Genomic DNA, 19,424 nt, shown 5'->3' on the forward strand with positions numbered 1-19,424 from the left:
GCCCTTTTACGTGCCCTTCGCGGCTGCCTCCTTGAACTCCCCGAGGCATCGAGGCACTCCGCCCTTCACCTGCCAGAGGTAGAGGCCCACGAGGGCCGCGGTCGTGTTCCTGGTCGTCCGGGCCGAGTACGTCTTGGCGATCCCTGTGTACGGGGTCGCCAGCAGACTGTTGATGACGCCCGACGCGGCGGACTCCGCGTGGTTCACAGCCGCCGTGCGCAGTGCCTGGAGCGCCCAGTTGGCGACGTCGTACGCTTCCGTCGCGAACCGGTCGACCGGGGTCCCGCCGGCGAGGCCCCAGCGTTTCCGGTACGCGGCCGCGAACTTCCGGGCCGCCGGCAGCACGTCGGGGTCGACGTAGCCGGTGCCGAAATACCAGCCCTCGGCGGCCGTGCCGGCGACGGCGAGGAACTCCGGCTCAAGCACGTACTCGACGGTGCCGCAGGGCCCCCGGTACCCCTGCTCGCGCAGGGCCTTGGCGCACAGCGCGGCCCGGCGCGGCGACATCCCCGCGTAGATCACGCCCTGCGGGTCGGTCGCGAGGGCGGCCCGTACGGCGGGGCCGAAGTCCTCGCTGTCCGCCTCGACGGGGTGCGAGGTCACCGCTCCGCCCTTGTCTCCCGACGGCGGGTACTCGTTCAGGCTCTTGACGGCGTACCAGCTGTACCGGCCCGCCGCCCGGTCCTCCACGACGGCGGTCCGGACGGCTCCGTGAGCGGTGAGGTAGCGGCCGAAGGGCACGGTCATCAGGTCGTGGAGAGGGCGCGGCTGGAAGTACGTCACCCTGGTGTCCTGGCCCTCGATCCGGTCGATCGATACGTCAGCGATGACACTCGCCAATGCCGTCCGGCGGCGGACGAGTTCGTTCCCCACGGCGATGGCGGTGTCAACCGTGGTCGGCCCCAGCACCCCTACCAGCGCGGGGTCCTTGAGCAGCGCGGCTGCCCCGGCCTTCGCCCGCTCCGATTTCCCCCCGTCGTCCTCGACCCTGAGTCGCACGTCGAAGGGCCGGTCGGCGCGGGCGTTGAACTCCTCCACGGCCAGCCGGATACCACGCTCCTGGCCGCGCCCGTCCGACTTGGTGAGGCCGCTCAGGTCGGTGACGACGCCGAACGTGTACGAGGCGAGAGAGCCGCCAATGCCGCCCGTGCCTGTTCCGCCCGGAGTGCGGGTGAGCAGCCAGGCGGTGAGGCCACCGGCGCCTGCGACGGCAGCGGCGGAGCCGGCCATGAGGACGCGGCGCCGCGAGACGCCCGACGACCGCTCCTCCTGAGTGAGCAGGGTCGGGTCGGCGACGGGCAGGTCGAGGACGCGGGTGGAGCGCTGGGCGATCAGGGCGGGCAGACCGGGCGGGAGCCAGTCGCCGGCCGGGCCGTCGGCGCGCCCCAGGGCCTGCCGGACGTCGGCGGCCGTGGGCCGGTCGGCCGGGTCCTTGGCGAGGCAGGAGGCGACGAGCGGGAGCAGGGAGTCGGGGACGCCGTCGAGGTCAGGTTCCTCGTGGACGGTGCGGTAGACGACGGCGGCCACCCCGCCCGTGCCGAAGGGGCGTTCGCCGGTGAGCGCGTACGCGAGGACGCAGCCCAGTGAGAAGACGTCGCTGGCCGGGCCGACCTCGCCCGCCCCGGCGACGCGTGCCTGTTCCGGTGCGAGGAATCCGGGGGTGCCGACCATGGCGTCGGTGGCGGTCAGGGCGGTCTGCCCGGCGGAGCGGGCGATGCCGAAGTCGATGAGGCGCGGCCCGTCGAGCGCGAGGAGGACGTTCCCGGGCTTGACGTCCCTGTGGACGAGCCCCGCCTCGTGCATGTCGGCGAGGGCGGAGGCGAGGCGGGCACCCAGGGCCCGGACGGTCGGTTCGGGGAGAGCGCCGTGCAGGCCGACGGCCTCGGCGAGCGAGGGCCCGGGGACGTACTCGGTGGCGAGCCACGGCTCCCGGGCCTCGGGGTCGGCGCCGAGGACGCGGACGACCCAGCGGCCGGTGATGCGTTCGGCGGCGCGGGCTTCGCGGCGGAACCGTTCCCGGAAGCCGGGGTCGGCGGCGTGCTCGGCACGGATGAGCTTGAGGGCGGCGAGGGTTCCGCCGGCACCACGGGCGAGGTAGACGACGCCCATGCCGCCGGCGCCGAGCCGCCCGAGGAGCCGGTAGCCGGCGAGGGTCGACGGGTCGGCCTTGCGGAGCGGCTGCACGGGTCAGGCCTTCTTGTCGTTCTTGGGCTTGTTCGGCAGCAGGGGCGCGGAGCCGATCGGCTTGTACGCGCCGTTCTGCACCGCGAAGACGAACGTCCCGCCCATCCCCAGGTCGCCGTACTCGTTGAAGTTGTAGCCGCCCATCACGCCCTTGTAGTCCTGCTTGCGCAGCGCGGCCCACAGGCCCTTGCGCGCGGGTTTGCCGCCGGCCTTCGCCTGGGCCACCAGCTGCCCGATCGTCATCGTGACCACGTCGTACGACTCGCCGGCGTAGTACGCGGGGGCCGTCCCGAACCGCTTGCGGTGGGCGGCGATGAAGGCGGCGGCCGTCTTCTGCGTGGCGGGGTCGGCGACGGGGGCGCACACGTACCAGCCTTCGGCTGCGGCCCCGGCCTGCTTGACGAAGTCCTGCCCGAAGACGGCCTGGCCGGTGAACCTCGGTCCGGTGAAGCCGAGTTCGGCGAGGGCTCGGGCAGCGTGGACGGCGGTCTCGGTGACGCCGCAGTGGATGTACGCGTCGATGCCGGCGTCGATCATCTCGCCGAGCACCCGGCGGTACGCGCGCGCGTCGCCGTGGGCGGGGACGACCCGGAAGTGCGGGGCGATGCCGGCCTGTCCGAAGCCGAAGCGGACGCCGCCGGTGACCTGCCAGCTGTATCGGTCCTCGGTCCGGTCCTCCAGGACTCCGGGGCGACGCATCTCGGGCAGCAGGGTGGCGGCGAAGGAGAGGTGCGTGCCCGCGCTGATGTGGTTCGGGATGGCGCGCAGGAACGTCTCGTTCTTCGCGCTGCCCGAGCGCAGGGTGAGCAGGTTGTACCCGGCTGAGACCGTGATCAGCGGAATGCCGGACTCCTCGAAGGCGGGCATGGCGGCCTCGGCGACGGCGTCGCCGGTGGGGCCGAGGACGGCGAGGACTCCGGGGTCGGCGGTGAGTACCCCGGCAGTCTTCAGAGCCCGCGACGCGTCACCGCGGTCGTCGACCACCTTGAGGCCGAGCGTGAAGGGCTTGTCCTTGCGGGCGTTGAACTGCTCGACGGCCAGGCGTGCGCCGTTCTCCTGGGCACGGCCGATCTCCTTGGTCGGCCCGGACAGGTCGGCGAGGACGCCGATGGTCCAGCTGGTGCGGGGCGGTGCGGGCTTCTTGCCGCCGCCCTTGCCGTCCGTCCTGTCGTCGTCGCCGAGCCCCGCCCAGACGGCCGCCGCGCCGCCGCCGACGGCCAGCACGGCGGCGCCGGAGGCGAGCAGCAGGAAGCCGCGTCGGCTCTTCTCCGGGGCGGCCGGGCCGGTGGTGGCGCCGGCCTCGGTGGCGTCGATCTCGGGGAGGGCGAGCATCCGGGCGGAGCGTTCGGCGATCGTCCGGACGACGGGCGCGGGGAGCCATTCGGCGCCGTCGCCGGGGCTGTCCTCGACGAGCCGGACGCCGATCTCGGCCGCGGTAGGCCGTCCGGCCGGGTCCTTGGCGAGGCAGGCCCGGACGAGGTCGAGCAGGCCTTCGGGTACGCCGGTGAGGTCAGGTTCGTCGTGGACGGTCCGGTACATCAGGGCGTCGACGGCGCCGGTGCCGAAGGGCGGGCGGCCGGTCGCCGCGTAGGCGAGGAGGCAGCCGAGGGCGAAGACGTCGGCGGGCGGGCCGATGGCGTCGGTGCGGGCCTCGGCCTGCTCGGGGGCGAGGAAGCCGGGGGTGCCGACGACCATGTCGGTGGCGGTGAGGGCGGTCTCTCCGGTGGCGCGGGCGATGCCGAAGTCGATGAGGCGGGGGCCGTCGACGGCGAGGAGGACGTTGCCCGGCTTGACGTCGCGGTGGACGAGTCCGGCGGCGTGGACGGCGGCGAGGGCGCGGGCGACGGACCAGCCGAGGAGGCGGACGCTCCGCTCGGGCAGCGGGCCGTGTGCGGCGACGGCCTCGCCGAGGGAGGGGCCCGCGACGAAGGCGGTGGCCATCCAGGGTTCGGGGGCGTCGGGGTCGGCGCCGGTGACGGGGACGGCCCACGGGCTGGAGACCCGGCGGGCGGCCTCGACCTCGCGGCGGAAGCGGGCCCGGAAGTCGGGCTGGTCGGCCTGGTCGGCGTGGGTGACCTTGACGGCGGCGAGTTCGCCCGCGGCGGTGCGGCCGAGGTAGACGACGCCCATGCCGCCGGCGCCGAGCCGGCCGAGGAGCCGGTAGCCGGCGATGGCCGAGGGGTCGGAGGGCAGCAGCGGCTGGAGGGCGCCGGGTTCGGGTTGCGGTGTGGTGGGGTTCATTACTTGACCTCCAGCTCGGCCTCGGCGCGTTCGAGCATGGTGACGAGGGCCTGGACCTGCGCCTGGGACGTGCCGGTGGTGGTGGCGTCGCTCAACTCCTGGTAGCCGGGGGCTCCCTTCACGACGGTGGCGACGGTGACCTGGCCCAGCCGGGACTGGTACCAGCTGTAGGGCTGCTTCCCCTTCACCGCGTCGTTGACGTAGGAGCCGCCCTCGCGGATCGCGTCGTGGGCGGTGGCGTTGCCGCCGACGCCGAAGGGGTTGCCGAGCGACATGAGTCCGGTGACGCGCTCGCCGTCCCGGAGCTTCTGGTCAGGGCAGTTCAGCGCCTCTTCGAGGGTGGAGGCCATCTCCCAGTCGGCGTCGGACTCAGTCCGGTGCACGGTGACGGTGGCGGCGACCCTCAGGACGCCCTTGCCACCGGTCGCGGGGAACTCGCTGTAGGCGGTGACGCTGGCGAGCACGCTCGCGGGCTTGGTGCCGGTCTCCCAGGAGCAGTTCTCGCCGAGGACGGGCCAGTAGTCGGGGTCGCTGAGGTACGGGGTGCGTTTGACGTACCCCGGGGCCCAGGCGTCGGGGCCGGCGACGACGGCGAGGGCGAGGCGGCGGGCCTCGGCCTCGGTCTTGGGGGCGCGCTTGGGGTCGGGCGTGAAGTCGAGCGCGGTCGGGGTGGGTGCGGTGGTGGGGGCCTTGGTCGGGGCCGCCGGCGCGCTCGTGCTCGGTTTGGCTGCGTTGTCGTCGGGTTTCTCACCGCCGCTGGTGCAGCCGGCGGCGATCACCCCGCCCAGGAGTACGCCACAGCAGGCACGCCACAGTCTTCGGTCCCCGTACGCCACAGTTCCCCCACGGTCACTCACGGTTTCCCCACGAACAGTGAGCAGATCGTACGGCGAGGCACCGACAACTCGCCCCACTTACAACATCATTGGGACCGATCCGTGGCACGCTCGCGACGTGCCTCGTCGTAGCGGGCGCGGGCCTCCTCGACGACGCCGATCCGGCGCTCGGTCCATCGGGCGAGCTCCCAGACCTGTCGGGCGGCCTCGGTGCCGAGGTCGGTGAGGGTGTAGTCGACGCGGGGCGGGATGACGGGTTTGGCGTCGCGGTGGACGAAGCCGTCGCGCTCCAGGGTCTGGAGGGTCTGGGCGAGCATCTTCTCGCTGACGCCGCCGATCAGGCGCCGTAGCTCGCTGAAGCGGTACGAGCGCTCCAGCAGGGCGGCGAGGATCAGGACGCCCCAGCGGCTGGTGACGTGCTCCAGGACGAGGCGCGAGGGGCACATCGGCTCGTTCACGTTCGCCGGCTTACTTACTCCCATGCCAGTACCTTACTTCAAAGTGGGTACTTTCCTTTAGTTAGCGCCCCACGTACGGTGAGTGCATCGAGTGAGCAGCACCCCACCGCACCCCGGGAAGAAGGAAGCATCATGAGCATCGTCGTCACCGGAGCCACCGGCCAGCTCGGCCGTCTCGTCATCGACGCCCTCCTCGCCACCGTCCCCGCCGAGTCCGTCGCCGCCGTCGTGCGGAACAAGGAGAAGGCGGCCGAGCTGGCGGAGCGCGGGGTGGAGCTGCGGATCGCCGACTACAGCCGTCCGGAGACGCTCGCGGAGGTCTTCGGGGCCGGCGACCGGGTGCTGCTGATCTCGGGCAGCGAGGTCGGGCAGCGGGTGCCGCAGCACGCCGCGGTGATCGACGCGGCCAAGGCGGCGGGCGTGGCCCAGCTCGCGTACACCGGGGTCCTCGGCGGGGACGAGGCCGACTTCGACCTGGCGGCCGAGCACAAGGAGACCGAGCGGCTGATCCTGGCGTCGGGCGTGCCGTACACCTTCCTCCGCAACGGCTGGTACTCCGAGAACTACACCGGCAACCTCGCCCCCGTACTGGAGCACGGCGCCGTCGTCGCCAGCGCCGGCGAGGGCCGGGTCGCCTCCGCCTCCCGTGCCGACTACGCGGCCGCCGCGGCCGCCGTCCTGACCGGTCCGGCCGACGAGCACCTGGGGAAGGTCTACGAGCTCAGCGGCGACACCGCGTGGTCGTTCGCGGAGTACGCGGCCGAGGTCGCCGCGCAGACCGGCCGGGAGATCACGTACAGCGACGTGCCCGCCGAGACCCACCTCACGATCCTCACGGGTGCCGGCGTCCCGCAGGTCTTCGCCGAGATCCTGGTCGACGTCGACCGCGCCGTCCGGGGCGGTGCGCTGGCCCGGCGGACCGGCGATCTGGCCCGCCTGATCGGCCGCCCGACGACCCCGGTCGCGGTCACGATCAAGGAGGCGCTGGCCGGCGCCTGAGGGCGTCATGACCGTATCGCGGTACGGGCATGACAACCCGCCCCGCGCGGCGCTACCTTCGACAGGACAGCACGGCGCGGGGCAGGCAGGGCGGGAGGTCCGGTGAAGACGGAAGACGAAGGAAGAGCAGGCTTGCTCTACGGGATCGGCGCCTACGGCATGTGGGGCCTGGTCCCGCTCTTCTGGCCGCTCCTCAAGCCCGCCGGCGCGATCGAGATCCTCGCCCACCGGATGGTGTGGTCCCTGGTCTTCGTCGGCGTCGCGCTGCTCGCGCTCCGCCGCTGGGGCTGGATCCGCGAGCTGGTGGCAAGCCCGCGCAAGCTCGGCATGATCACCCTGGCCGCCGCCGTCATCACGGTGAACTGGGGCCTCTACATCTGGTCCGTGAACACCGGCCACGTCGTCGAGGCCTCCCTCGGCTACTTCATCAACCCGCTCGTCACCATCGCCCTCGGCGTCCTCGTCCTGAAGGAACGGCTGCGGCCCGCGCAGTGGGCGGCCGTCGGCGTCGGCTTCACCGCCGTCCTCGTCCTCGCCATCGGGTACGGGCGTCCGCCGTGGATCTCGCTCACCCTCGCCTTCTCCTTCGCCGTCTACGGCCTGGTCAAGAAGAAGGTCAACCTCGGCGGCCTCGAATCGCTCGCCGCCGAGACCGCCGTCCAGTTCCTGCCCGCCCTCGGCTACCTCGTGTGGCTCGGCGCCGGCGGCGGCCTGGCCTTCGGCGCCCACGGCGCGGGCCACACGGCCCTGCTCGCCGCCACCGGCGTCGTGACCGCGCTGCCGCTGGTCTGCTTCGGCGCGGCCGCCATCCGCGTACCGCTGTCGACCCTGGGCCTCCTCCAGTACCTGGCGCCGACCTTCCAGTTCCTGCTCGGCGTCGTCTACTTCCACGAGGCGATGCCCGCCGAGCGCTGGGCCGGCTTCTCCCTCGTCTGGCTCGCCCTGACCCTCCTCACCTGGGACGCCCTGCGCACGGCCCGCCGCAGCCGCGCCGAGGTCGAGGCGGCCCTGGCCACGTCGGCGGCCGAGGCGCCCGCGCCGGAGGCGCCGGAGGCGCCGGAGGCGCCAGTGACGCTCGGGTCGGAGGCGCCGGTGGCCCCGGTGGCGCCCATGCCGGAGGCCCCGGTGGCGCTCGGGGCGGAGGGTGCTACGCCGCCAGCAGGTCGTGTTCGCGGATGAGCCAGCAGACCGCGGTGAGGCGCAGGGTCGCGAAGTCGTGGCCGGCGGGCTCGGTCCAGCGGGCCTCGGTGAGCCAGTCGGTGAAGCCGAGGACGTAGTCGCCGAGCTCCTCGCGCCGCACGGCCCGGCGGCGGGCGGCGCCGCGCTGGGCCGGGATCAGGGCGTCGCGGACGGCCGCGGCGTGCTGGTCGACGGCGGCCGCGAGCCCGGGGTCGGAGGCGAGCTCCGAGAGCCGGGGCAGGTACGCGGCGGCGACACCGATCAGCGGGCAGCCGGGCGAATCGTTCATCCCTCCACATTAGGGCCGCCCGGGGCCGCCCCGGCCGTGACTTCGGTCGCAGCCGGGCACGCCGGAGGGCCCGGAAATCCGGTGGCCCCGGCGGGCGGCCGCCCCGCACTCTGGGGGCCATGGAAGAACCGAAGTACCGGATCCGGGCGCTCCACACCCCGGACACCGTCACCGTCTACCAGGCCTACCGGCCCGGGATCGGGCTGCCGGCGGCACGGAACGGGCGGTTTCCGTCCACGTGGAAGCGGGACCGGATGACGTGGATCAAGCCGTCGTTCCTGTGGATGATGTACCGCTGCGGCTGGGGCGAGAAGGAGGGCCAGGAGACGGTCCTCGCCGTGGAGATCATCCGCGAGGGCTTCGAATGGGCCCTGCGGAACGCCTGCCTCTCGCACTACGTCCGCGGCTTCCACGCCGACCGCGCCACCTGGCAGCGGCAGCTGAAGACGTCCCCGGCGCGGGTCCAGTGGGACCCGGAGCGCGACCTTCACCTGCGGCCGCTGCCGCACCGCTCGCTCCAGCTCGGGCTGGCGGGCGAGGCCTCCCGCGCGTACGCGGACGAGTGGACGGTCGGGATCACCGACGTGACCGCGCTCGCCCGCGAGGTGCACGGCCTCGTCAGGGCCGGTGACCTGGAGGCCGCGGGCCGGCTGCTCCCCCGCGAGGAGCCGTATCCGGTGCCCGGCGGCCTCCTGGACCACCTGCTCGTTCAGGACCCGGCGACGGAGACCGCGAAGTTGAAGTCCCCGGTGCCGAGCACGCCGTAGAGCCGCAGCCAGATCGGGAGCATCTGCTCGGTCGCGCGGGCGGTGGAGAGGTCGCCGAGGTCGAGGACCCGGTCGGCCGTCCAGCCGAAGGAGACCAGCAGCTCGGTGACGACCGCCTTCGCGGCCTCGTCGTCGCCGCTGAGGAAGACGTTGTGGTTTCCGGGCACACGGCCCGGCTCGACCATGACCGTGTTGGTCATCGTGTTGAGCGTCTTGACCACCCGGGCCTCCGGGAACGCCTTCTGCAGGTGCTCGGCGAGGCTGAGCCCGTCGAACGTCGCGACCTTCGGCGGGAAGCCCTCGGAGAAGTCCAGCGGGTTGGACACGTCGACGACGACCTTGCCCCGCAGGTTCTCGGCGCCCGCCGCTTGGAGGGCGGCGAGCGAGACGAGCCCGCCGGTCGCGTTCACGACCAGCTCGGCGCCGGCGGCCGCGTCGGCGAACGTGCCGTTCCGGGCGCCGTGTTCCGCCGCCCACTTCACGGCCTCGGCGTTGTCCGCGGTGCGGGAGCCCAGCGTGACCTCGTGGCCGAGCGAGACCAGCTTGCCGGCGAGGCGGCGGCCGACCTCACCCGTTCCCAGTACGGCGATCTGCATGTACGTGCGCTCCTTCGAGGACGTGTGACCGGCGGGCCGACCCGGGAGCCCGACTCCCGTACGCGTACCGGCTGTTCCGGAGCCCGACCCTACGTCCTCGCGGTCCCGCGCGCCGTCCCGTTCCGTCCCGTGACGACCGGGCCCTTTCCCGAGGTCAGGCCTCGCCGGTACGAGCCCGGTGCGCGCGCACCTTGTGCCGGTTGCCGCAGCGGTCCATCGAGCACCAACGGCGGCGCCCCGGGCGCGAGGTGTCGGCGAAGAGGAGCGCGCAGTCGTCGGCGCCGCAGACCCTGATCCGGTCGGCGTACGGCCCCGCCAGGAGGTCGACGGCGTCCCGGGCGACCGTCGCCAGGAGCCCGGCCCCGGTCGCCCCCGGCGCCCACGCGCGCGTGCCGTCGGGCCGGATCTCGGCGGCGAGCGGCGCCCCGGCCGCGGCGGCGTTCACGACGGCCAGCTCGTCGGGTGCGTACGGTCCGCCCTCGGCCCGTGCGAGGGCCAGGCCCCACAGCGCGTCCCGGGTGGCCCGTACGGCCCTGAGTTCCGCCTCCGTGACGGTCACGTCGAGTCCGGGGGCGAGCCGGCAGTCCCTGACCCAGTCAAGCAACCCGTCAACGTGGTCGAGGACCTCGAAGCGGCTGGCGACGGGCCCCGTGCCGCCGGTCAGCAGCAGTTCGAGGCAGAGGGCGCCGGCGTCGAAACGGAAGCGCTGCCCGTCGGGGTGGTGCAGAACCATCCCGGCGATTCCAGCGTTTCCAGCGTTTCCGGTGGCGAGGTCGGTCATGTAACCACTATAACTAGTTACATGACCGCGATGCACTGGAAGCTCGTCCTCGACGCCAACGACCCGCACGCCCAGGCCGCCTTCTGGGCAGCCGCCCTCCACTACCTGGAGGAGGACCACGACGCCCACATCCAGCGCCTCCTCGGGTTCGGGGCCGTCCCCGCCGAAGCGACGCTCACCCTCCACGAGGGCACCGACCACTCCCGCCTCGGCTGGCGAGATCTCGCCGCCGTCCGCCACCCGGACGACCCTTACGACCCCGAGACCGGCGGCGGCAAGGGACGCCGCCTGCTCATCCAGCGCGTCCCCGAGCCCAAGACCACCAAGAACCGCCTCCACCTCGACCTCCACCCGGCCCCGGGCACCCGCGAGGCGGAGGTCGACCGCCTCGGCGCCCTCGGCGCCAAAGTCCTCCGCCGCGTCGACGAGCCTTCTGGCTCCTGGGTCGTCATGGCCGACCCCGAGGGCAACGAGTTCTGCGTCCACTGACGCCGGAGGCCGCCCGCGCCCCCGCCTGATGAGGGCGCGGGCGCGCGGGTCTTACTCGCCGGAGGCGTACGCGACGAACCCGGCCCAGGCGGCGAGGCCGACGGCGAAGTGCGGGCGCGCGATGTCCTTGGAGTCACGGACGTGGACGGTGCCGGGGGTGGTGGCGACCTCGACGCAGTCGTCACCTTCGCTGTTGCTGCTGAAGCTGCTCTTGAACCAGTCCAGCTCGGGGTTTCCGGTCACGTCTCTCCCAGCAGTTGCTCGATGAAGTCCCGGGACTCCAGAGGAGTCAGGGCCTTGGAGCGGATGATGCCATAGCGCAGTTCCAAGATCCGGAGTCGCTTGAGGTCAGAGACCGGACGGCCGTTGAAGATTCCTTCGGAGCGGCCCACCGCCGTACCGTCCCCGAACTTCAACAGCTCGATCAAACCGCCCGACCCCGGGTGGTCGGCCCGTGCGGTCGGCATCACTTGGATCTCCACATTGGGCAACTCACCCACTTCCAAGAGGTGTTCGAGCTGGCGGCGCAGCACCATTTTCCCCCCGATGGGCCGCCTGAGCGTCGCCTCTTCCTGGACGAAACTGAATTCGGGGCCGGGCGCGCACTCCAGCACCTTCTGGCGCTGCATGCGCGATGCCACGTGCCGCTCCAGCTCCTCCGGCCCGTACGTGGGCCGCCGCGTGCACAGGAGTTCCCGCGAGAACTCCTGCGTCTGCAGCAGGCCGTGGACGTTGTAGTTGCTGTACATGCAGAACTCGACCGCCCGCTCCTCAAGCTTCGCCAGACTCCGCAGCTTCTTCGGGTATCGGACCAGCTCGATGTCCCCCTTCATCGCCGAGATGATCCCGCCTGCGCCCACCACCTTGTCCACCTTGTCCAGGTACTCAGGGCGCGGGATACGGTCCCCACGCTCGATCTTGCGGATGAGGTCCTCGCCGTAGCCGATGCGCGCACCGAACTCGACTGCGCTCAGCCCCTTGGTCTCTCTCCACAGCCTGATCTGGCGCCCGACCGCCGCGACGACCGCCGCGCCCGACTCATCCCCCGGCTCCACCTCCCAGCCCGCGTCCTCTGTCCCCGTCCCGTCCACCTCGTCCACGCCCATGCGTGCCCACCTCCTTCGGCACAGCCCTTCCCGGCGCGCCACGCGAGACAGTCGGGACAGGGCCGGACAGACGCAGGACAGTAACCGTACGTAAGGGCATGTTCGCTGGGCAGCGTAGGCACACGCCGCCACGCTGGGTGGCATGAACGAGGAACAGGCCCAACTTGTGGCGTCCGTACGCCAATTCGGAATCCAGCTCTCCGCGACACCTCGCGGCGCCCGCCTCGCACGATTGCTCGCCGTGGAGCAGCTGCGTTCCTGGGGGCTGGAGTACGTGGCCGCGCCGGCGGCGAGCATCGTCGCCGAGCTCGCCGCGAACGCCGTGACGCACGGCCGGGTGCCGGGCCGGGACTTCCGGCTCGCGATGTCCGCCACCGGGGACGCCCTCCGTATCGAGGTGGTCGATACGCGGGGTGACCGGCTGCCCGTCACGGCCGGGCGGGGACTGCTCATCGTGGAGGGCCTCGCGCGGAGCTGGGGCGTACGGCCCGGGCCCGTACCGCGCAAGACGGTGTGGGCGGAACTGGGCCTGTCGTAGCCGCGCCGCGTCGCGGGATCGGCGTCGCGGGGATCGGCGTCGCGGGGGCCCGGGACGTAAAAGACTTAAAGCCCTGGGAAATCCCTACCCAACCCCTCCATCCCTCCCATTGCCCACCCGTCACTCACAAGGGTGACTTAGTCCAACTGGGCTGGATTTGAGGCTGGTTGCCTGGCATATGCTCGGCGCCAACCCCAGCAACACGTCGGCCCCCGGCCGGGACTGACTTCCCGATCGAGGGCCTGACCAACGAGGAAGAAGCACCTTCCCGATGGCTTCCAAGCAGCCTAACGCGCCGCTGCCCCCTTCCGGGCTCGTTCATGTCAACGTCCGCCACGACACGCAGTACGTGGTCACCGGAAACCACCTCGCTCAGCACCGCAAGCTCACGCTGGAAGCACGAGGCCTGGCCCTCTACCTCCAGTCGCTGCCCGCCGGGGCCCCCGTCGGAGTCAAGGCGATCGCGGCCCAAGTGCCCAACACCGAGCTGGTCGTCGCCCGCGCGATGCGGGAGCTGGAGGCCTACGGCTACCTCAAGCGCACCAGGGAGCGACTGCCGGACGGCCGGTTCGTGCACCGCACGATCTCGTACAACCGCCCGGGGGCTGAACCCGAGCCCGTACGCAGGACAGCACCGCCCGCACGGCAGAAGCCGGAGCCCGTACGCAGGGCGGCACCGCCCGTACGGCAGGACCCGGCGCCCGCAGGCGCAACGACACCGCCCGTACGGCAGGAGCCGGCGCCCGCACCGAAAGCACCGACGCCGACGCCCCCGCCCCCGCCCGTCCCGCCGCTCGCGGAGTGCCACCGCGTCGCCGCCGCCGTCCTGGCGGAGCTGCGCGTGCACGAGCCCCGGCTGTTGCTCTCGGAGCGGGACGTCCTGCGCCTGGCCCCGGAGGTGACCGTCTGGCTCGACCGGGGAGCCCGCCCCGACGCCGTCCGCCGCACGCTCTGCGCGAGCCTTCCCGACAACCTCGCCCACCCGGCAGGCCTCCTCGCCCACCGCCTGAGGTCCCTACTGCCGCCGCCCCTGCCCGCCACGCCATCGCCCGCACCCTCGCCGGGCTCCCGCTTCATCGAGTGCGACGACTGCGGACGCCCCTTCCCGCCACCGACGTCCGACGGTCTGTGCACGGACTGCCGCACCACCGCGAGAGCAGCCGCCTAGCTCCTGCCGCAGATCGGCCTCGTCTCCGACCGCGCCGCCGAAAGGTGATCCCCAGGCCGACACGCCTTAGGGTGCGCCGGGGATCAGGCGGGCCCAGGGGGGAGCCTTCCAGGTACCGCTCAGGGCGTATTGGAGAAGCGACGCACTGCCGTTCCGTCCGCTGAGCGAACGCGTCTGACCGGTTTCCGCTCTTGACGCAGAGTCAAACTCTCACTGAACATTCAGCACGCACAGAAGAACGCACGAATACCTGAACACCGCACACGCACACGCACAGCTCCAGCGCCTCGTGGCACCCAAGCCATGGGGCGTCTCGCACGTTCCGTCCCATCCCCGTTCGGAATCCGGAGCCCCCACAGATGAACATCTCCGTGCCCAGACGTGTCACCGCGGTCGCCGCCCTCGCGGCGCTCGCGCTCGGCGGTCTCACCGGGACCGCGTCCGCCGGGTCGCAGGCGGCTGCCGCCGCGCCCGACATCCCGCTCGCCAACGTCAAGCAGCACTTGACGGACCTGCAGTCGATCGCGACGGCCAACGGCGGCAACCGCGCCCACGGCCGGGCGGGTTACAAGGCGTCGATCGACTTCGTGAAGGCCAAGCTCGACGCGGCCGGATACACGACGACGCTGCAGACCTTCACCTCCAGCGGCGCGACCGGCTACAACCTGATAGCCGACTGGCCGGGCGGTGACCCGAACCAGGTCCTGATGGCCGGTTCGCACCTCGACTCGGTCACCTCGGGGCCCGGCATCAACGACAACGGGTCCGGGTCGGCGGCCGTCCTGGAGACGGCGCTCGCGGTCTCCCGTGCCGGCTTCCAGCCCACGAAGCACCTGCGGTTCGGCTGGTGGGGTGCCGAGGAACTCGGCCTCATCGGCTCGAAGTACTACGTCAACAACCTGGCGACCACCGAGCGTTCGAAGATCAAGGGCTACCTGAACTTCGACATGATCGGCTCGCCCAACCCGGGCTACTTCGTCTACGACGACGACCCGACGATCGAGCAGACCTTCAAGAACTACTTCGCCGGGCTCGGCATAGCCACCGAGATCGAGACCGAGGGCGACGGCCGCTCCGACCACGCCCCGTTCAAGAACGTCGGCATCCCGGTCGGCGGCCTGTTCACCGGCGCCGACTACATCAAGACGGCGGCCCAGGCGCAGAAGTGGGGCGGCACGTCCGGTCAGGCCTTCGACCGGTGCTACCACTCGTCCTGCGACACGACGGCGAACATCAACGACACCGCCCTCGACCGCAACAGCGACGCCATCGCGCACGCGATCTGGACGCTCTCCGGGACGACGACCCCGCCGACCGGCACGGTCTTCGAGAACTCCGCGGACGTGACCATCCCGGACTCCCCCGGCGCCGCGGTCACCTCGACCGTGAACGTCACCGGCATCACCGGCAACGCCCCGAGCAACCTCGCCGTCGGCGTGGACATCATCCACACCTACCGCGGTGACCTCGTCGTCGACCTCATCGCCCCCGACGGCTCGGTCTACAGCCTCTCCAACCGCTCCGGCGGCAGCGCCGACAACATCCAGCAGACCTTCACCGTCAACGCCTCCACCGAGGTCGCCAACGGTGCCTGGAAGCTCCGCGTCCAGGACAAGGCCTCCGCCGACACCGGCTACATCAACAACTTCAAGCTGACGTTCCCGTAAAACCCGTAAGCCCGTAAGCCCGTAAGCCCGAAACTCCCGGGTGGGTCGGTGAACATCGCCCCCGACCCGCCCGGGGTCCCAACTTCGCTGTTACTTGCCGGAGTTCGCCGCGTCCACGAGCGCGTCCTTCGTCACCGCGCCGACGTAGACCTTGCCGTCGTCGGTGAGGAGCGCGTTCACCAGCTTCGTCTTGAAGACGGTGCCGGAGCCGAACTTGCCGGTGACCTTGTCGCCGAAGGAGTCCAGGAAGCCCTGGATCTCCTTCGGCGCTTCGTCGGTCTTGGGCGCGGGGGCGCCGGTGTCGAGCTTGGCGATGGTCGTCCAGCCCTCGCCGATGACGTTGAGGCCGCCGTCCTTCCCGAGGCCGTCCTTGCCGAGGTCGCCGAGGTTCCCCAGGCCGGGGATGCCGCCCTCGAAGCCCTCGGGCAGGTCTCCCTCGACGTCGCCCTTGTCGGCGGAACCCTCCGTCACCTTCGCGCCCTCGGGCGCCTTGAAGGTGAAGTCGGAGGCGGCCGGCTTGGCGAAGTCGACCTTGGTGAAGCCGGCGTCGACGACCGGCTTGCCGCCCTCGACCGAGGAGAGGGTGAACTTCAGCGGGGTGCCGTTCGCCGCGTCCACCGCGATCTTCACCGACTCGACCGTGGAGCCGGCCTGCTTCGGCTTGATCACCAGCTGGTAGGCGTCGCGGCCGGCCACCTTCGCCGTACCGCCGACGGTGATCGAGGTGGTGTCGCCGGCGGCCTTCAGAACCTCGTCCGCGAGCTGCTTGGGCGTGCTGGGGAGCTGCTTGTCGGCCTCGGGGGCGCCGGACGCGCCCTTCTCGTGGAAGACCTCGTTGGACTTGCTGTCGTAGGCCCAGACGTCGTCGCCGTTGTGGATCAGGCTGTACTCGTCGGAGCCGTCGAGCAGGGTGAGCCGCTGGCGCTCGGGCCCGTCCGCGGAGACGCGCAGCGTGTGGCTGCCCGCGACGAGCTCGGTGAGCTTCTCCGTCGGGTCCGCGGAGCCGGAGCCCGCGCCGCCGCCGATGCCGGCCAGGCCGCCGAGGGACGGCAGGCCGAGGTCGGTGGAGATCTTGAACGTGCCGGACAGGGTCTGGGTGTCCGAGGCGGCGATCTTCTCGATGAGCTGCTGGGCCGTGATCTCCGGCAGGTCCGGGTCTCCGGACGCCGCGAGCGCCGGGACGAGGCCGATGGTCGCCGCGGCCACTCCGGCCACCGCGACCGGGACGACGTACCGGCTCGCCTTGCGACGGGTCTCGCTACGGGCTTCGTTCGCTGCCATGGTCTCCGCTACCTCCGTGCGCCCTGGTGTGGTCGATACCTCCATCTGACCAAACGGGGAGCACGGAATCGTCAGACCCCGGGATCAACCTGGCGTACTGCTATGGGATGACCCGACCCTGAGATGCCCTAGCCCGCGCGGTGGACCACCGCGTCGCACATCTCTTCCAGAGCCGACTTGGCGTAGCCGTCGGGGAGGGGCGCGAGCATGGCGCGGGCCTCCTCGGCGTACCGGACGGTGTCGCGGCGGGCCTGCTCCAGGGCGGGGTGGGCGCGGAGCCGGCGGAGGGCCTCGGCGTGCCGGGCGTCGTCGGTGAGGTCGCCGTCGATCAGGGCGACGAGCTCGACGTCCTCGGGGCGTCCGTGGGCGGCGGCCGCGGCCCGCAGGTGCAGGACGGGCAGGGTGGGGATGCCCTCGCGGAGGTCGGTGCCGGGGGTCTTGCCGGACTCGTGGGAGTCGGAGGCGATGTCGAGGACGTCGTCGGCGAGCTGGAAGGCGACGCCGAGCCGCTCGCCGTACTGGGTGAGGATGTCGACGACGGAGTCGTCGGCGCCGGACATCATGGCGCCGAAGCGGCAGGAGACGGCGACGAGGGAGCCGGTCTTGCCGCCGAGGACGTCGAGGTAGTGGTCGACGGGGTCGCGGCCGTCGGTCGGTCCGGCGGTCTCCAGGATCTGGCCGGTCACGAGCCGTTCGAACGCCTCGGACTGGATCCGTACGGCCTCGGGGCCGAGGTCCGCGAGCGTGTGCGAGGCGCGGGCGAAGAGGAAGTCACCCGTGAGGACGGCGATGGAGTTGCCCCAGCGGGTGTTGGCGCTGTCGACGCCGCGCCGGACGTCGGCCTCGTCCATGACGTCGTCGTGGTAGAGCGTGGCCAGGTGGGTGAGCTCGACGACCACGGCGGAGGGCACGACGCCCGGCGCGTAGGGGTCGCCGAACTGGGCGGCGAGCATCACGAGCAGGGGGCGGAAGCGCTTCCCGCCGGCCAGCACGAGGTGCTGCGCGGCCTCCGTGATGAAGGGGACATCGCTCTTGGTGGCGTCCAGGAGGCCCGCCTCCACAGCCGCCAAACCGGTCTGGACATCGGCCTCAAGAGCCTGGTCCCGCACGCTAAGACCGAACGGCCCGACGACGGTCACGAGGGGGTCTCCTGTCTGCTGACGCCTGCTGACGATCACACGGATTGTTCACACGGACTGTTGACGATCACACGGATTGTCGATGTGTCGCTGGATTCACTCAAGCCAGCGTATCCGGTCACCTTTCGATCACCGTGGGCGCCTTCCCGTCACCCCCGGTATGTTCGTGATCAGCTCATACGACCAGGAGTAGGCGTTTTGTCCCGAACAACGATCGATACCGACCCGAACGGCGAGCAGCCTCCGCCCGAGGACGACCGCGCCTTCCTCGGCCACCCCAAGGGACTGCTGACCCTCTCCGGCCTGGAGGTCTGGGAGCGGTTCTCGTTCCTCGGCATGCAGGCGATCCTCGTCCTGTACTTCGCCGCCACCGTCGCCGACGGCGGCCTCGGCATGGACCCGGGCACCGCGGCCTCCGTCTCCGCCGCCTACGGCACCCTCGTCTACCTGGTGTCGGTCGCCGGCGGCTGGCTCGCCGACCGCATCCTGGGCTCCTACCGCGCGGTCCTCTGGGGCGGCATCCTGATCGCCTGCGGCCACTACGCCATGGCGGTGCCGACGGCCGCCATGACCTGGGTCGGCCTCGGCCTGATCAGCGCCGGCACCGGCCTCCTGAAGCCGAACGTGGCAACCATGGTCGGCAAGCTCTACCGCACCGACGACGACCGCCGCGACGCCGGTTTCGCGCTCTACTACATGGCGATCAACATCGGCGCCTTCGCGGGACCGCTGATCACCGGCTGGCTCGCCGACCACAAGGGCTACCACTGGGGCTTCTCGGCCGCCGCCCTCGGCATGACCCTCGGCCTGATCCAGTACGTCGCCGGCCGCCGTCACCTGGCCGGACGCAAGCACTCCGCCGAGTTCCCGCTCGCCCCTGACGCCATGCGCCGGGCGGTCAGGTCGATCGTCGTCGGCACGGTCGCGGTCGCCGCCGTGGCCACCGCCCTCGCCCTCGCGGGCTGGCTCACCATGGACCGGTTCGTCGACCTGCTGACCCTGATCTCGGTGATCGCGCCCGTCGTCTACTTCTGGGTGATGTTCACCAGCCCCCGGGTCACGGCCGAGGAGCGCGGCCGCCTCAAGCCGTACATCGTGCTGTTCCTGGCCTCGGTGGCGTTCAACTTCATCCTCTTCCAGGCCTACTCCACGATGATGCTGCTGGCCTCCACCAACGCCCGCACGACCATCCTCGGCTTCGACTTCCCCGCCAGCTGGTACGCCTCCGCCCTGGGCGCCTTCGAGGTCCTCCTGGCGCCCGTCGTGGCCGCCGTCTGGGCCCGGATGGGCCACAAGCAGCCGCACGCCTCCAACAAGATCGCCTACGGCGTGATCCTGGGCGGCCTCTCGTTCCTCCTGATGGTCCTGCCGACCTCCGGGCACGCCGACGACACGTACCAGATGGCCGCCTGGTGGATCGTCGGCTCGTACCTGCTGCTCGGCCTCGGCGACGTGCTCCTGGAGACCTCCGGGATGTCCGCCACCAGCAAGCTCGCCCCCAAGGCCTTCGCCAGCCAGACGATGTCGCTCTGGTTCCTCTCCCTCGCCCTCGCCAACGGCATCCAGGCCCAGACCGTGAAGCTCTACGACGACGTCTCCAAGCCCGCCTACTTCGGCGTCAACGGCGCCGTGGCCGTCGCCGTCGGCCTCGCCGTGATCGCCCTGGCGCCCTGGCTGCGCCGCACCATGCACCCCGTCCACTAGTC

Annotated in this window: 19 protein-coding genes; 8 read left to right on the plus strand and 11 right to left on the minus strand. The window is 71.7% G+C overall.

Translation table 11 applies throughout. The features are described from left to right. Positions 1-6: 6 nt before the first annotated feature. The 4 genes from ACZ7G1_RS28610 to ACZ7G1_RS28625 all read right to left on the minus strand — a co-directional run bounded on the left by ACZ7G1_RS28610 (position 7) and on the right by ACZ7G1_RS28625 (position 5,743). The gene (locus ACZ7G1_RS28610; protein ID WP_470876942.1) at positions 7-2,184 is read right to left on the minus strand and encodes a bifunctional serine/threonine-protein kinase/ABC transporter substrate-binding protein; all 2,178 of its coding nucleotides are present in this window, start codon (positions 2,182-2,184) and stop codon (positions 7-9) included. A 3-nt stretch (positions 2,185-2,187) separates the two neighbouring features. Continuing rightward, entirely contained in the window at positions 2,188-4,425 is a 2,238-nt protein-coding gene (locus ACZ7G1_RS28615) for a bifunctional serine/threonine-protein kinase/ABC transporter substrate-binding protein (RefSeq protein WP_470876940.1), read from the minus strand. Continuing rightward, complete coding sequence (locus ACZ7G1_RS28620; RefSeq protein WP_470876938.1) at positions 4,425-5,282, minus strand: hypothetical protein; 858 nt, start codon at positions 5,280-5,282, stop codon at positions 4,425-4,427. The genes ACZ7G1_RS28615 and ACZ7G1_RS28620 overlap by 1 nt, the downstream gene beginning before the upstream one ends. Before the next feature lie 65 nt (positions 5,283-5,347). Further along, positions 5,348-5,743 carry a winged helix-turn-helix transcriptional regulator gene (locus tag ACZ7G1_RS28625; protein WP_470876936.1) on the minus strand — a complete coding sequence of 132 codons (396 nt, stop codon included), beginning with the start codon at positions 5,741-5,743 and terminating at the stop codon, positions 5,348-5,350. A 108-nt stretch (positions 5,744-5,851) separates the two neighbouring features. Between ACZ7G1_RS28625 and ACZ7G1_RS28630 the strand changes: the two genes are divergently transcribed. Both ACZ7G1_RS28630 and rarD read left to right on the plus strand, forming a co-directional pair. Continuing rightward, complete coding sequence (locus ACZ7G1_RS28630; protein ID WP_470876934.1) at positions 5,852-6,718, plus strand: SDR family oxidoreductase; 867 nt, start codon at positions 5,852-5,854, stop codon at positions 6,716-6,718. A 102-nt stretch (positions 6,719-6,820) separates the two neighbouring features. Next, positions 6,821-7,897: an EamA family transporter RarD gene (gene rarD, locus ACZ7G1_RS28635; protein ID WP_470876932.1), complete on the plus strand. Its 1,077-nt coding sequence runs from the start codon at positions 6,821-6,823 to the stop codon at positions 7,895-7,897. Here the strand turns inward: rarD and ACZ7G1_RS28640 are convergent. Continuing rightward, positions 7,866-8,186: a DUF6401 family natural product biosynthesis protein gene (locus tag ACZ7G1_RS28640; RefSeq protein WP_470876930.1), complete on the minus strand. Its 321-nt coding sequence runs from the start codon at positions 8,184-8,186 to the stop codon at positions 7,866-7,868. The two genes, rarD and ACZ7G1_RS28640, sit on opposite strands and share 32 nt — an antisense overlap. A gap of 119 nt (positions 8,187-8,305) precedes the next feature. Here ACZ7G1_RS28640 and ACZ7G1_RS28645 point away from each other — a divergent pair, with 119 nt between their 5' ends. Then, entirely contained in the window at positions 8,306-8,953 is a 648-nt protein-coding gene (locus tag ACZ7G1_RS28645) for a DUF4291 domain-containing protein (RefSeq protein WP_470876928.1), read from the plus strand. On the opposite strand, the gene ACZ7G1_RS28650 is transcribed toward ACZ7G1_RS28645, so the two are convergent. Together ACZ7G1_RS28650 and ACZ7G1_RS28655 are read right to left on the minus strand one after the other, a co-directional pair. Continuing rightward, positions 8,896-9,549: an NADPH-dependent F420 reductase gene (locus ACZ7G1_RS28650; protein ID WP_470876926.1), complete on the minus strand. Its 654-nt coding sequence runs from the start codon at positions 9,547-9,549 to the stop codon at positions 8,896-8,898. The two genes, ACZ7G1_RS28645 and ACZ7G1_RS28650, sit on opposite strands and share 58 nt — an antisense overlap. A 154-nt stretch (positions 9,550-9,703) precedes the next feature. After that, the gene (locus ACZ7G1_RS28655) at positions 9,704-10,330 is read right to left on the minus strand and encodes a CGNR zinc finger domain-containing protein (protein WP_470876924.1); all 627 of its coding nucleotides are present in this window, start codon (positions 10,328-10,330) and stop codon (positions 9,704-9,706) included. A gap of 30 nt (positions 10,331-10,360) precedes the next feature. Between ACZ7G1_RS28655 and ACZ7G1_RS28660 the strand changes: the two genes are divergently transcribed. Next, positions 10,361-10,819 carry a VOC family protein gene (locus ACZ7G1_RS28660; RefSeq protein WP_470877095.1) on the plus strand — a complete coding sequence of 153 codons (459 nt, stop codon included), beginning with the start codon at positions 10,361-10,363 and terminating at the stop codon, positions 10,817-10,819. Positions 10,820-10,870: 51 nt separating this feature from the next. On the opposite strand, the gene ACZ7G1_RS28665 is transcribed toward ACZ7G1_RS28660, so the two are convergent. Both ACZ7G1_RS28665 and ACZ7G1_RS28670 read right to left on the minus strand, forming a co-directional pair. Then, positions 10,871-11,062 carry a DUF397 domain-containing protein gene (locus ACZ7G1_RS28665; RefSeq protein ID WP_470876922.1) on the minus strand — a complete coding sequence of 64 codons (192 nt, stop codon included), beginning with the start codon at positions 11,060-11,062 and terminating at the stop codon, positions 10,871-10,873. Further along, complete coding sequence (locus tag ACZ7G1_RS28670; protein ID WP_470876920.1) at positions 11,059-11,925, minus strand: helix-turn-helix domain-containing protein; 867 nt, start codon at positions 11,923-11,925, stop codon at positions 11,059-11,061. The genes ACZ7G1_RS28665 and ACZ7G1_RS28670 overlap by 4 nt, the downstream gene beginning before the upstream one ends. A 142-nt stretch (positions 11,926-12,067) precedes the next feature. Between ACZ7G1_RS28670 and ACZ7G1_RS28675 the strand changes: the two genes are divergently transcribed. The 3 genes from ACZ7G1_RS28675 to ACZ7G1_RS28685 all read left to right on the plus strand — a co-directional run bounded on the left by ACZ7G1_RS28675 (position 12,068) and on the right by ACZ7G1_RS28685 (position 15,298). Beyond that, complete coding sequence (locus ACZ7G1_RS28675) at positions 12,068-12,463, plus strand: ATP-binding protein (protein WP_470876918.1); 396 nt, start codon at positions 12,068-12,070, stop codon at positions 12,461-12,463. A gap of 271 nt (positions 12,464-12,734) precedes the next feature. After that, on the plus strand, positions 12,735-13,631 hold the full coding sequence (locus ACZ7G1_RS28680) for a helix-turn-helix domain-containing protein (RefSeq protein WP_470876916.1): 897 nt from the start codon (positions 12,735-12,737) through the stop codon (positions 13,629-13,631). A 359-nt stretch (positions 13,632-13,990) separates the two neighbouring features. Continuing rightward, positions 13,991-15,298: a M28 family metallopeptidase gene (locus ACZ7G1_RS28685; protein WP_470876914.1), complete on the plus strand. Its 1,308-nt coding sequence runs from the start codon at positions 13,991-13,993 to the stop codon at positions 15,296-15,298. A 90-nt stretch (positions 15,299-15,388) separates the two neighbouring features. Here the strand turns inward: ACZ7G1_RS28685 and ACZ7G1_RS28690 are convergent, their stop codons facing one another. Together ACZ7G1_RS28690 and ACZ7G1_RS28695 are read right to left on the minus strand one after the other, a co-directional pair. Next, on the minus strand, positions 15,389-16,579 hold the full coding sequence (locus ACZ7G1_RS28690; protein WP_470876912.1) for a LolA family protein: 1,191 nt from the start codon (positions 16,577-16,579) through the stop codon (positions 15,389-15,391). Positions 16,580-16,707: 128 nt separating this feature from the next. Continuing rightward, positions 16,708-17,718 carry a polyprenyl synthetase family protein gene (locus tag ACZ7G1_RS28695; RefSeq protein WP_470876910.1) on the minus strand — a complete coding sequence of 337 codons (1,011 nt, stop codon included), beginning with the start codon at positions 17,716-17,718 and terminating at the stop codon, positions 16,708-16,710. Between the two features lie 198 nt (positions 17,719-17,916). On the opposite strand from ACZ7G1_RS28695, the gene ACZ7G1_RS28700 reads away from it, so the two are divergent. Further along, positions 17,917-19,422, plus strand: coding sequence for a peptide MFS transporter (locus ACZ7G1_RS28700; protein ID WP_470876908.1), 1,506 nt, complete (start codon positions 17,917-17,919; stop codon positions 19,420-19,422). Positions 19,423-19,424: the final 2 nt, after the last annotated feature.

The organism is Streptomyces sp. NPDC037273 (assembly GCF_055603625.1).